The organism is Lysobacter hankyongensis (assembly GCF_039543145.1).
GTDB classification, from domain to species: domain Bacteria; phylum Pseudomonadota; class Gammaproteobacteria; order Xanthomonadales; family Xanthomonadaceae; genus Lysobacter_I; species Lysobacter_I hankyongensis.
The window spans coordinates 267,257-281,892 of record NZ_BAABJE010000030.1 but is presented as its reverse complement, the minus strand read 5'-3'; the positions used below and the strand labels follow the sequence as shown (position 1 = coordinate 281,892).

The following is a 14,636-nucleotide window of genomic DNA, read 5'->3' as shown; positions in this document are numbered from 1 at the left end:
AGGCCCGCGCTCGAACCCGACACCCACTGCGCGGCGACGTTCTGCTCCACCCACTCGCCGTCCTCGCCCACCATCGGGTTCCACACCAACCGCGTGTGCGCCGGAATCTCCACCCACAGCGCATACGTCAACGTGTCGCCGTTCGCATCGGTGAAGCTGTTCGCCGTCATCGACCACGACACGGCACCGCCCACCTGCGCGCTGCGGTTCGGCAGCGCGATCGCGGACACCGGCGCGCTGTTGGTCACCGCCAGCGTGAACACCGCGTTCGCGGTGCCGCCGCGGCCGTCGGCCACCGTCACGGTGACCGTGTGGCTGCCCAGCACCGTCGCGGTGCCGCTGATGACGCCGGTCGTCGCATGGATCGACAGTCCGGCCGGCAACCCGCTCGCGCTGTAGCCGAGCGCATCGCCGTTCGCGTCCGCGAAATACCCCGACGTGCCGAAGCTCCACGCCGCGTTGCGACCCACCGACTGCGCCGGAATGCTCGTCGCCGTCGGCGCCACGTTCGGCGTGCTCACCGTGAAGCCCACGCTGGTGCTCACGCCCGCAGGATCGGTCGCGGTGAACGTGATCGCCCAGCTGCCCACCGCCGCGGCGTTGCCGCTGAAGGTGCGCGTGGTCGCGTTGAAGCTCATCCACCCGGGCAGACCGGTCGCGCTATAGGTCAGCGGGTCGCCGTTGGGATCCGTGAAGGCCGGCGCCTGCCAGCTCCACGCCGTGCCCGCCGTCGCCGTCTGGTTCGACACGCTCGGCGCCACCGGCGCGCTGTTCACGACCTGCACGCTGAAGCTCGTCGACGCGCTGCCGCCGCGGCCGTCGCTGGCGCTCACGTTCACCGTATAGCTGCCCAGCGCCGCCGTGGCCTGACCGCTGATCGCACCGGTCGACGTGTTCAAGGTCAGACCCGCCGGCAGACCGGTCGCGCTGTAAGTCAACGCGTCGGCGTTGACGTCGCTGAAGTACGAGGACAGCGCGAAACTCCAGCTCGCGTTGCGGCCGACCTGCTGCGCCGGGATCGTTCCGACCGTCGGCGCGGTGTTGGTGATGGTGAACGCGAACGTGCCGGTGCCGGTCGCACCCTGCGGATCGGTGGCGACGATACGCGCGTTGATGGTCGTGCCGACGAGATTGACCGCGGTGCCGGTGATGCGACCGGTGGCGGCGTTGATCGCCAGACCGATCTGGCCGATGTCGACCCAATTGCCGCCGATCTGCACCTGCGCGCTGTAGGTCAATGCTTCGCCATCGGGTTCGACGAAGCTGCCCGCCGGCAACGGCAGATCGACCGCGCCGCCATGCACCAGCGTCTGTCCGCCGAGCTTGTTCGGCGTGTACTGCGGTGCGCTGTTGGTCCAGGGTTGCAGGGTGAAGATGATGTCGGCATCGCTGGCATACGCTGCCGGGCCTGCATCGGAATCGTGTACCGGCATGCTGACCAGCTGGCGGCTGTCGGTCGCGCGGATGCGTATCGGCAGCGTGCCGGTCGGCTGGTTCGGCGGCACCGTGCCGGACAGCACGCGCGTGGTGGCGTCGAACGACATCCAGGTGGGCAACGGCTCCTCCACCGTCAGCCACACCAGTTGCGGCGGATCGTCGCCGACGCTCTCCTGCACCCGATTGAGCCAGAACGCGGAGAGTGTCATCGAATCGCCATCGGCATCCGTGAACAGATTCGCGGGCAGCGTGTAGCTGAAGCTGCGGCCGATGCTCAGCGTCGCGTCGTTGAGCGCGACCGCGGTGTTGCGGACCGGCGCGGTATCGGCGGCGACACTGACATTGACGGTGATCTCGCCGACCGCGCCGTTGGCATCCACCGCCTTCAGCTTGAACGGGAACGTGCCGATGGTCAGCGGCGACAGCGGCTGGCCGTAGATCCTGATCGTGCCGGCCGCCTGATCCATCTCGAATCGAATCCAGCTGAACAGCGGCGAGAACGCCGGCGGCTCGACGTACAACGTCATCAGGTCGCCGTCGGGATCGGAGAACAGGCTCGAAATCGGAGCCGTGTAGTTGAGATTGTCGTTGATGCGCAGCGCAGGAAGATCGACGCTGCCCACCGCCACCGGCGCGAGATTGCCGTCGGTGGTGATCTGCAGCGCGGTCGTCGCGGTGGCGCCGTATTTGTCGGTGGCCTTCAGCACCACGGTGTAGACGACGGCATCGGGCTCGGTCGGCGGGACCAGACCCTGGATGCGCAGCTCGGGGGCTGCGCCGCCGGTCACCGACTGGAAGCTCAACCACGCCGGCAGGCCGGTCGCGGTCACCTGCAGCGTATCGCCGTCGAGATCGGTGAAGACCTGCGACAGCGGGCGCAGCCAGCTGAAGCTCTTGCCGACCTTGGCGACCACCGGCGCAGGCGCGGCCGGCACCGTCGGCGCGTGATTGACGACATTGGTGATCGTGACGGTCTTGTCGACCGAGACGCCGCTCTGGTCGGTGGCGCGCACGGTGAAGGTATAGGTGCCGACGGCGGTGGGTGTGCCGCTGAGACGCAACGTGCCCGGCGCCTGGGTGTTCGCGGTCAGCCACGACGGCCAGTTGGTGCCGACGACGCTGAGCGACAGCGTATCGTTGGCGTCGATGTCGCGGAACAGGTCGGCCGCGGACAGATCGCGCCCGAACGGCTGACCCACGACCGCGTCGAACCCGATCGGACTGCTCGCGATGAGCGTCGGTGCGTTGTTGTCGCGCAGCTTCACCGTGAACGTGGTGGTGGCGACCTTGGCGGCATTCCCGGTCTGCGCCGCGGTGAGACGGACGACGACATCCTCGTTCTGCGCGTTGGCGGCGGCGGTCGAGGTGAACACGATCTCGCCGGTCTGCGGATCGCGACTCGCCTGCAGCCACGACGGCAGCGCGCTGCCGTCGCCGCGGGCGATGGTGAGCGTGAGCGCATCGTTCTCGGGGTCGCGGAACACATCGCTGAACAACAGGCGGAACTGGTTGACCTGCCCCTTCTTGACGCCACGGTCGGCCACCGGCGCGATCAGGATCGGGTCGGCATCGACGAGTGCGATGCCGGTGACGTTCGGACCATAGCCGGACCGGGTGACGACGCGGCGGCGGTTGCCGTTGGCGTCGTAGTCGTACTGCAGTTCGAAGACGCGCTTGGTGATCGCGCCGGCTTCGTTGAGGTCGTCCTGAGTGACCCGCTGCACGCGGTTGTTGCTGTCGTAGGTGGTCCGGGTGACGGTATGCACCGTCATGTTCTGGCCATCCCTGGTCGTCGTTTCCTCGTAGATGCGGTTGCCGCCGGCATCGTACTGGTAGACGTGGGTCGAGATCGCCACCGTGCCGGGGGTGCCGGCCATGGTGTCGACGTACTCGCTGACCGTATGCACGCGGCCGTTGACGAAGTAGGTATAGGCCTTGTGACCGCCGGTCGCATTGGCGAGCCCGGCGCCGCCGGCGATGCTCTCGCGCATCAGCTGGCCGGACTCGGTGTCGTAGACGTAATCGTAGTCGCGACCGCTCAGCAGATTGTGATCGACGATGCGCCCGAAGACGTCGTACTTCCAGCTCAGCGCGTTCAGCGTCGCATTGCCGCCGTCGCGATCGGCCACGGTCTCGGTACTGATCTCGCTGGTTTCCGAGACCTTGCGGCCAGCCGCATCGTAGGCGTATTCCATGAACGTGCCGGATGCGGTCTGGCTGCGGATCATCCGCTGCTGGCTGTCGTAGTCGTAGCGCTGGGTGCGACCCATGCGGTCCGTCATCCGCAGACGGTCGCCCGCTTCGTTCAGCACGTACGACTGCAGCACCTGCCGCGTGCGTTCGCTGCCGTCGGGCAGATAATCGCCGATGGCGACGACGCGGTTGCTGCGATCGAACGCCTTGAACGCGATGGTGCCCAATGCGTCCTGGGTCATCACCTGATTGCCGAACAGGTCGTAGGCGAAGCGGGTGACGTTGCCGAGCGCATCGGTCGACGACACGTTGCGACCGACCGTGTCGTAGGCCATCGTCCGCAGGTTGCCGTTGGCATCGCGGGTGCCGACGAGGCGTCCCAGCGCGTCGTAGTACCACTGATTCACCGGACGCTGCCAACTGCCGGCGCCGTTCTCCGCCACCACCCACACCAGCGGGCGGGTTTCGCGCACCGCCTGGTTGTCCTGGTTGTACTGGTAATCGGTCTGATAGCCGCGGCCGTCGATCACCGTCAGCACATTGCCCCAGCGGTCGAACGTCTGGCGGATGAGGCTGGTCTGCGCCGGATCGGTGCCGTGCGACGGCACCGTCACCGCGATCGCACGCCCCAGCTTGTCGGTCTGGTTGCGGGTGACCGCATCGATCGCGGCGCTGCCTTCGCTCAACCGGACCTTGTGCGATTCGCGGACCTGATGCCCGGCGAGGTTGTAGCCGTAGTACCGCATGGCGCCGGTGGCGTTGTCGGCCACCAGCCGACCCGCGGCATCGTAGACATAGCTCAGCGTGCCGGCGAGGCCGGCGTGGGTCTTCGCGACGATCTCGCCGAACGCGTTGTAGACCACGCTTTCCTGCGTATCGTTCGAGACCGACTGGACCGTGCCGTTCAACCGCTGCGTGCGTTCGGTGCGCATCGAGGTCTGGCGACCGATGTGATCGTAGGTCACGATCGCGCGCACGTCGGCGCTGCGGCCGTCGTTGCCGCTGAGCGTCGTCCGCGCTTCGATGAGGCGATCGGAGGCATCGTAGGCGCGCACGGTCGCATTGCCCTCGGCGTCGCGCTCCCACACCGCGCGGCCGCGACCGTCGTAACGGGTGTACGACACCTGATCCTGCGCGCTTTCCACCGCCGCGGTGTCGCCGACCATGCCGTTGGCGTAGCGGCGGGTCATCACCACGGTACCGAACGCGTCGTAGTGCATCGCCGTGTACGGCGATCGCGCTTCGTACAGCGCCGCCGAGGCCAAGGTGTTCGACAGGTCCGCTTCGATCGCGCCCTGGCTCGCCAGCGTGACCGCGTCGCGCACCTGCTCGCGCACGCCCAGCATGCGCCCGTCGAGGCCGTAGGTCGTGGTCGTCGTGCCGGTCTCGCCGGCGACCATGGTCACGCGGTCTTCGCCGTCGTAGCCATAGGTGGTGGTCACGTCGCGCTGGCCGCTGCTGCCGTCGGTGCGCTGGAACTGCCGGACCACGGTCTCGCTGCTCTTGCGGCCGAGCGCGTCGTAGGCGACGCGGGTTTCCCGGTCGAAACCGACGACGGCATCGCCCGGCGCCGGCAGCGCCGGCGGCACCGTCGTGTTCAGGGAACCGGTGGCGACCGCGCGCGCATGCTCGACGGTCTTCACCACCTCGCCGTTGGCGTTGTACGTCGTCGCGGTGAGGTATCCCTCCGCGTCGACCGCGATCGTGTTGCGGCCCATGGCGTCGTACCAGCGCCAGGTGCTGGCCCACACCGGATTGCCGTTCTGCGGGTCCATCGTGCCTTCGAGCAGCACGTTCTCGCGCACCACGTCGCCGTAGACGTTGTACTGGAACGTGGTGATCGGCGAACCCTGCTCGGCGTAACCGCCGCTCTTGTAGTACGTCACCGACGACATCTGCACCAGGGTCTTCTGGCCCAGCGCGTTGTAGGTCGTGGCGATCGTGCGGTCGGACTGGCCGTCGGCGACGACGCTGCCCGTGGCCAGCATCTGCGCGAGCGAGATCGCCTGCCCGGCCTGCCAGTTCGCGGACGCGAACGCCGCGGCGCCGGTCTGCAGTTGCGTCGCGTAGCGGACCAGCGCGGTCTGTTCGCCGTAGGCGCTGTAGCCGTAGGCGGTGACGTACGATTCCTGATCGATCTCGTAGGCGACGCGGCCCAGTGCGTCGTACACCTTGTAGCTGTAGCGGTCGCCCGCATCCTTCTGCACCACCGCGCGACCCAGCGCATCGTAGGTCGTCTCGATGGTCGGGCGCACGCCGCTGGCGACGATGGCGCCGGTCGCGACGTTCAGCGTGCCGGCGTCCGGCAGGGTCGTGCGGATCTGATGGCCGCGGGTGTCGTACGCGTAATCGGTCGTGCGCGCGCCGGCGGTGTCCGCATCCTCGATGCGGCGGGTGAGATTGCCGAGCGCATCGTATTCCAGCCGCGTGCGGATGGACCGGGTCGCCATCTGCGCGTTGCCGGCGGAATCGAGCGTGGTCACCGCCACCGGCGGGCCGAGTTCGGAGACGCGGCGACCGGACGCGTCGTACTGATACGTCCAGACCGCGCCCATGCGATCGGTGCGGGTGAGCATCCGCCCGGCGCCGTCGTAGGCGAAGATCTCGGCGTTGCCCAACGCATCGCTGCGCGAGATCAGCTGGCCTGCGGCGTCGTAGCTGTTCGCCACCCGCCGCACGTCCGCCAGACTCTGTCCCTGCGCCCACGCCGCCACCGAGGCGGTGTCGATCGCCGTGCCGTTCGCCAGCAGGTTGCCGTAGCTGCGCGTTTCCAGCACCCGGCCGATGGCGTCGTAGCGCTGCTCGCTCACCGCGAGCGCCGCATCCAGCACGAAGCGCTGGCGGCTCGCCGCGTCGTACAGATAACGTGTGGTCCGCGCCTGGGTCGCGCGCACCGCCGGATCGCTGCTCAGCGCACCGTTCAGCGCCGCGATCACCTGCGACTCGCTCTCGCCCGGTGTGTGCGCGATCGTCACGCCGTAGCGGATGTCGGCCGAAACCCGACCGATGCCGTCGTACTGACGCTCGCCCACCGTCCACGTGCCGAAGTTGCGCGCCAGCGTGTAGCGCGCACGGCCGGCGGCATCGTAGACCGTCGACTGGACCCGCGCGGTGCTCTCGTTCGCCGCCGCGAACGTCGCGAAATCCGCCACCGTCGCGGTGCCGGCGAAGAACTTGTCGGTGAGCGTCGCGCCGGGGAAATAGGCGACCGAATGCGCACGGCTGACCGTGGCGCGCCCGGCGCCGTCGTAATCGGTCTGCGTGACCAGCCCAAGACTGTTGTAGGTGATGCGCACGCGTCCGGCCGCGTCGTAGGCGCGGTATTCGGTCGGATCGGCCGTGGTCCACGTCAGCTGCGCGTCCAGCGCCAGGACCGTGGTCGCATCGCCGACGGTCGCCGGATTCACGGGCGTCGCGAACCGGCGCACCGCGGTCGCACGACCGATCGCGTCGTACCACGTACGGCTGACGGCACCGATCGCATCGATCGTGTAGACCTCGCGACCGGCGGCATCGTAGACGTGGCGCTGCGACTGCGCCGTGCCGGCGTTCGCGGCGATGAAGCCCGCGAAATCCGCATCGGTCGCGGTGCCCTGCACCAGTTTGTCGGCGAGCGCCTGGGTGAACGCCATCGACGCGGTGTAGGCACGCTCCAGCAGCACGCGACCGACGCCGTCGTGACGCGCCATCTGCAGCGTCGCCGTCGACGGCGAGGTCAACCGCACCGTGTAGCCTGTGCGGCCCGCAGCGTCGTAGACCGTGTAGGACGTTTCGTTCTCGGCCGGCCAGGTCATGCGGCCATCGAGGTCCGCGACCGTCGATGCATCGCCGAGACCATCGAGACTCATCGGCGTCGCGAACCGCACCTGCGCCGTCTGCCGGCCCGCCGCATCGTACCAGCGGCGCACATAGCCGCCCCTGCCGTCGACACTGAAGGTCAGGCGGCCCGCGGCGTCGTAGACATGGCGCGTCGCCTCGTCCGAAGCCGAAGCGGTGATCTCGAGATCCGCGGGCGCTGCCGTGCCCTGCACCAGCTTGTCGGCCAGCGTCTGATCGAATGCGACCGGCACCGCGAATGCGCGTTCGTGCAGCAGGCGTCCGGCGGCATCGTAACTGGCGGTGTGCAGCGCCGCGCTCGTCGGCGAGGTGAGCTGCAGCGTGTAGCTCGCGCGGCCGGACGCGTCGTACATCGTGTACGTGGCTTCGTTGTCGGCCGGCCACGTCATCCGCAGATCGAGATCGGCCACCGTCGACGCATCGCCGAGACCGGCGAGACTCATCGGCGCCGAGAAGCGCACCTGCGCGGTCTGGCGACCCACCGCGTCGTACCAGCGACGGACGTAGGCGCCCGTGCCGTCGACGCTGAAGGTGAGACGACCCGACGCATCGTAAACATGCCGCGTCGCGATATCCGATGCCGACGCCACGACGGCGAGATCGCCGAGCGTCGCCGTGCCGTTCGAGAGATTGCCGCGCAACGTCGCCGTCAGCGACAGCGTGGCCGCATGACGCACTTCGCGCAGGATCCGTCCGGCGCCGTCGTAGCTGCGCTGGATCGCGCCGCCGGTGCCGTCCACCATGGCCACGACGCGGCCCGCGGCGTCGTGGATCGTGTAGGTCGTCTCATCGAGGGCATCGTTGCGCAGCGACTGGCTGGCGATCGCGTTTTCCAGATCGCCGGCGGTCGGCGCTGCGCCGAGCCCGCCGATATTCGCCGATGCGGCATAGCGACGGCTCATGGTCGCGCGACCGGCCTCGTCGTAGGCGATCTCGGTGATTTCGCCGAGCGAATTCCACTGGAACCGGGCACGGCCCGCACCGTCGTAGGCGGCATATTGCACCTGATCCGCGGCGGACTCGACGTCGAGCGCTTCGATCTGCGCGACGGTCGTCGCATCGCCGAGACCGGCGGTCGCGATCGGCAGCACGAAGCTGCGTACCGCGATCGTCCGGCCGGCGGCGTCGTACCACGTGCGGGTGACGCCGCCGCCGGCGTCGATCGCATACACCTGGCGTCCTGCGGCGTCGTACACGGCGCGCACGGTGCGGCCGCTCGCGTCCGTCGCCGACAGGCGACGGCCCGCGGCATCGTAGGTGTAGGTTTCGGCGTGTCCCAGCGCGTCGATCTTCGCGACCAGCTGACCGGCCGCGTCGTATCGATAGGTCTCCTGGCCCGTGGCGGTCACGGTCTCCGACAGATTGTCGAGATACAGCGCATTGCCGCTCAAACCGGGCGCGACATAACTGTAGACCTGCAACCGCGCAGGCGTCCCCCATTCCTCGCTGCTCGCGGCGACCTCGAAGCGGAAGCCGGAATCGCGCGCGCTGCCCTTCACGTACACGAAGTATTCGATCTTGCCTTCGTGGACGTCGGCCTCGACCACATAGGTCGTGTCGGTGGCCAGCGTACCGACCGCGGTGTTGATGTTGTCGCCGTTGGCGGCGCTTTCCACCTTGTACAGCATGCCGTTGCCGAAGTAGGCCGCCGCGCGCCGCAGCGTCGACGTCGGTACGTTGGTGGTCTCGTTCTGGACCGAGAAATACAGGAAGGTGTTGGACAGATCCGCGCCCGTGCTCACCTCGCCGCGGTAGACGACGCCCGCCGACAGCGCATGCGCCTGTGTGCTGCCGATCGACGGCACGTAACCGATGGTGTGGTTGGACGGCGTGAACGCCAAGCGGCCGCTCTGCAGCACCAGACCGTTGCCGTAGGCACCGACCTGCGTGGTATCCAGACCGGCGGTGGAGAGGTTGTCGAAGGCGGTCTGCCAGGTCGGGGTTTTCGCATCGAGCAGCGCCTGCGCCACCTGCGATGCGGTGTAATCGCCGTGCGCGGCAATCAGCACCGAATGGCGACGTACTGCGATCGAACGGCCGGCGGCGTCGTAGACCGTTTCGGTGACGCTGCCGCGGTTGTCGATCACGTACCGCTGGCGGCCATCCTTGTCGTAGATGCGATAGTTCGCCTCGTCGTTCGCGGACAGCAGCGCCTGATTCGTCATCCGTGTCGACAGTTCCGCCTCCGTCGGCGCCAGCGACAGGCCCGTCAGATCCAGCGGTTTCGCGTACGTCCGCACCAGCGTCGTCCGGCCTGCGAGGTCGTACACCGACTCGGTCACGCCGCCCATCCCGTCGACCACGTAGCGCAGACGGTTCGCGGCATCGTACGCGTAGCGCGTCACCCGGCCGCTCGCGTCGGTCTTCGTCGTCACGTTGTCGTTCGCGTCGTACGCGTACGTCGTCGTCAGGTTCAGCGTCCCCGGCGCCGACGTCTCCGTCGTCCGACGGCCCAGCACGTCGTAACCGTATTGCACGGTGGTCGCGTTCGCCGTGCCCGCGCCTTCGGTCACCGTCAGCTGACGACCGTCGCGGTCCCAGGTGTAGGTCGTCTTCAGCGCCAGACCCACCCCATTCACCTGCGGGTCGCGCACCGTCTCCGTCAGCTGGCCGCGACGGTCGTACGCCATCGTCGTCGTCCGACCGCTGGCGTCCGTCACCCGCACCTGACGGCCCTGGCCGTCGTAGGCGTAGGTCGTCGTCAGGTTCAGACCGTTCGGATCTTCACGGCGCTTCAGCACCCGGCCCACCGCGTCGTATTCGTACGCGATCATCCGGCCGCTGGCGTCCGTGCTGCTGCCCAGCAGTCCGCGCGCGTCGTAAACGTTCGTCGACACTTTGCCCAGCGCATCGGTCACGCTCACCACATCGCCGTTGCGATCGTAGGCCGTCCGCGTCGTCGCCGTCGTGCCGTCCGGCAGCGGCTGCCGCACTTCGACCGTCTGACCGAAGCGGTCGTGCTCGGTCGTGATCGCCACGCCTTCGGGCGTGATCACCGTCATCGTCCGATCCGTGTCGCTGTAGGCATAACTGGTCGCGCGACCCAGCGCATCGGTCTGCGTGGTCACCCGGCTGTAGGCGTCGTAGGTCGTCGCCACCGCCTCGATGCGGCCGCCGCCCAGATCGATCGATTGCCCGACCTGGCGGCCCAGGCGGTCATAGCTCAGCGTCCGCACCACGCCGCGCGCGTCGGTCAGCGTGAGCGCGCGTCCGAAGGCGTCGTAGGTCGCCGATGTCGTGCGGGTCAGCGTGCCGCCGGTCTGCGTCGTCGACGTCGCCTGTCCGCGCTTGTCGTACACCGTGTCCGTGGTCAGGCGGAGGCTGTCGTTGAGTTCCCAGTCCTGGCGCACGGTCTGCTCGCCGAACGCGTTGTAACCGTAGGTCGTGCGGTAGCCCTCGGCATCGGTCCGCTGGGTCAGCAGGCCGCGGCGGTCGTAGGCGAGCTGCGTGCGGCTGTCGGTCGCCGAGGCGAACGCCAGCGTCGCCAGCGTGGCCTTCACGCTCTCGCGGTCGCCCGGCACCGGGATGGTGATCGCGCCGGTGTAGGCGATGCTGTCGAGCACCTGGCCGAAGGCGTCGTAGCGGGTCTCGGTCACTTCGCCGCGCGCGTTCTGCAGGTTCGCGCTGTCGTGCGTGCCGCGCACCACGAAGGTCTGGCGGCCATTGGCATCGTGGAAGTACCAGGTCTTGTTGCCCGCCGCGTCGATGCTCTCGGTGCGGCGACCCACCAGATCGTAGCTGTGGCGGACGCCGTACTGCGCGTACAGCGCATCGATCTGCGTCGGCGTCATCGTCGGCAGCAGCAGCGCCGCGCCCTCGCCCGTCAGTTCGCCGGTGAGATTGCCGAAGGCGTCGTAGCGCAGGTGGCCGTCGCGATACTCCGCTTCGACATTCCCGGTGCGGGTCTGCACCAGACGGCCGGCGTCGTCGTAGGTGTACTGGGTGAGCGTGCCTTCGTGGTTCGCTTCGACCGTCACCTGGCCCAGCGCATTGAAGCTGCGCTGGGTGAGGCGATAGCCGGTGCCCTGCGGCAAGCCGGCGGTCGCATGGCTCCTGAGCACATCGAGGGCGGGCTTACCGCCGCGCACGACGGTCATCCAGTCGTCGCCGCTGAGGCCGACAGGCTTGACGGAATACCGCTTGATCGCGCGCTGGTTGCCGGCTTCGTCGTACACGTACTCGGTCAGGTAGCCCTCGGCGTCGTATTCGCCGATCCGGTTGCCGCGACCGTCGTAGATGTGGCGCGCGATCAGATCGTTGCCCATCGTCAAGGGCCGGACATCGCTGATCGTGATGTTCTGCCCGTAGGCCACCACCGCCAGAGAGCCGTAACGGACGACTCTCACCACCCTGCCGGCAAGGTCGTATTCGGATTCGAGCAGATAGCCTTCGGGATCGATGACACCGGTCTGCCGACCGGCCTTGTCGTAGAGGTAACGGGTGGTGCGTGCGGTCGCCGTGGTTCCGGCGCCATCGCTCACCGTCGTCTGGATCAGCCGACCGGCGCCGTCGTAACCATAGGTGGTGCGCAGCGTCTGGGCGTCGTTCGCGCCGACCACCGTTGCCGTCGCCAGACGACCGGCGCCGTCGTACGTCGACTGCGTCACCTGGTCGCGCGTGGCATCCACCGTCACCACCAGCGCGCCGCCCGGCGGCGTACCCGCATCGCTGCGCCACAGCACCGTCGGCGGCGCCGCCGTCCACCAGCTCGCCTGCGGCGTTACCCGGTTGGCGTAGCGCCGGGTCTCGATCACCCGATCCATGCCGTCGTAAACCGTTTCCATCACCGCGCCGGTCGCGTCGATCGTCGCCTTCAGACGCCCCTTCTCGTCGTAGATGTAGAAGCGACGGCCGCCAGCTGCATCCTCGTTCGCGATCAGGCGGCCGGCCACGTCGTAGTGGAACTGCGTGGTGCGGGTGACGCTCGGGCTGCTCGGCGCGTTCGCTTCGGTGACCGCGACGACCTGACCATTGGCGTTGCGCACTTCGGTGCGGGTCATCCCGGTATCGGAGATCACCTTGAGGCTGTTGCCCGAATCGGTGTAGACGTAGGTCGTCAGCACCGTGGTCGCGTCGTTCGCGGCCACCCAGTTCGCGTAGCCGACGGCATCGATGCGTTCGTCCGGCATCGCCGCGGTGCCATGTCCGCGCTTGAGCACGGTCAGCAGACGACCCATGCCGTCGTAGGTGTAGTCGACGACCTCGCTCTCGTTCGCGGGTGTGCCGCCGAGGGCGCGGCCGGCGCCGCGCTGGGTGATCTGCTGGCGCAGCAGGCCCTGCGCGTCGTAGCTGAAACGGGTGATGTCGGTCGCGGCATCCAGCACGCCGTCGCCGATCGCCACGCCGCTGCCCGTCGTCTGCGCGACCTGCGCATAGGCACGGGTCTCCTGCAGTCGGCCCATGGCGTCGTAGAGGTAGTCGGTGCGTTCGGTCTTCGCTTCCTTGCCGACGACCCAGGTCGTCATCTGGCCGATGGAGATCTGATCCGCGGGCGTGAGATTGGCGAGACCGTAGGACGCTTCGGACGCGAGCCCGACGAAACGGCGCATCGCGATGACCTGGCCGGCAGCCGCGGCACCGCCCTTGGCGGCGGTGCCATCGCCGTAGAGATATTCGGTGACGCCGCCTTCCGCATCGACGACGAACCGCAGCTTCACGCCCTGATAGACGTAACGCGTGGTCAAGGCCGTGGCGACCGAGGGGTTCTGCGCCGTTGCGGCGCCATCGGGATCCACCGCGGAGTATCGCGTCTCGGACGTGACGAGACCGGTATACCCCTGATAGGTTCGCTCGATCCGATTGCCCAGCAGATCCCACTGCCGGATCAGATTGCCCTGCGCGCTGAACTCGGAATCGACGCGCGACAGCAGCGTCGCGCCGCGCTGCACCTTGACCTGCACGACGTTGCCCGCGGTGTCGTAGCTGTAGGTGGTGACATCGGACAGGCCGTCGACCTGCGGCGACACGATCTCGAGCAGTTCCTTCGTCGCGGCATCGAAGCGATACACCCAGTCGCGACCGGCGGGATCCCGCACGACGACCGACTTGGGTCCCGACGTTTCCTGGCCGTAGGTGTAGAGCGTCGTCTGCCCGAGGCCATCCGCATCGTTGCCGTTGAAGTCGCCGACCGTGGTACGCAGGACGCGGCCGTCTTCGTCGTAACCGAAGCTCACCAGCGTACCGTCGCTGTACATCACCGAAGCGATGCGCAGATCCTCCGCCGACTCCGAGACGTACTGATAGCTCGTCCGGAACAGCTTGCCGTCGTTCGCGCCGACGGACGACGTGCTCCACGCATCGTCGCCCGTCTGGGCCGACATCGTCGCGACCCGGTTGGCGACATCGAGATCGACACCGCCGCCCCCCGGCGTCAGATCGGTGGTCACCGAACTGAGGCGGCCCACGATGTCGTAGGCGTACCAGACCTGGCCGCGGACGATGCCGTTTTCACGGGTGATCACGCCGGACAGGCGACCGCTGCCGTCGTAGGCGAAGAACAGGCCGTCGGCCGCGGCATCCAGGCCGGAAACGACGCTGAACAGGCGCCCGGTGTCGGCGTTGTAATTCAGGTTGTAGCTGGCGCCGCTGCTGCCCTTGACGATCGACACGAGCCGGCCGCCGTTGCTGCCGGACGCGTCGTAAACCTCGCGGTCCATGGTCGAACCGTCGTACCAGGTCCATGTGGCGCCGGTCGCATCGACCAGAATGAGATCCTGCGCGCCATCGCCGGCCATCGAGACATAGGCGTTGCGGCCGGTATCCCAGGAAAACACCACTTCGCTGCCATCGGCGAGCGTGCGTGTCACCGTACTGCCGGGCTGTTTCAACGTGCCGGTCAGGTTCGAGATGCGCCGCTCGAAAATGTTCAGCCAGCCGTCCTGACCCACCTGCACCTGGCGGCCGCTCTCGGTCACCTGACCGCGGCTGTTGTAGGTCCGCACGAAGCCGATCGGCAGCCCCCGCGTCAGGATCGACTCGTCGATGTCCTGCAGCAGCAGATTGCCGGTCGCGAGGTTGACGTACTGGCGTTCGCCGCTCTGGCCGACACCGCCGGCACCGCCCGACGCGCCTCCCAACTGGGTCAGGGAGGAATTGAACAGGCCGAGACCGGTACCGGTGAAGACAGCAACCATGGGGAACCCTTTGATCTGAAGATGACGATGGGCGTC

At 68.0% G+C, this 14,636-nt stretch carries 1 protein-coding gene; it reads right to left on the bottom strand.

Features of this window, described 5'->3' with window-relative positions; translation table 11 throughout:
• A partial coding sequence (locus tag ABD974_RS19455) for a putative Ig domain-containing protein (RefSeq protein ID WP_345305001.1) occupies positions 1 to 14,600 on the bottom strand: 14,600 nt, incomplete at its 3' end.
• Between the last annotated feature and the right edge of the window lie 36 nt (positions 14,601 to 14,636).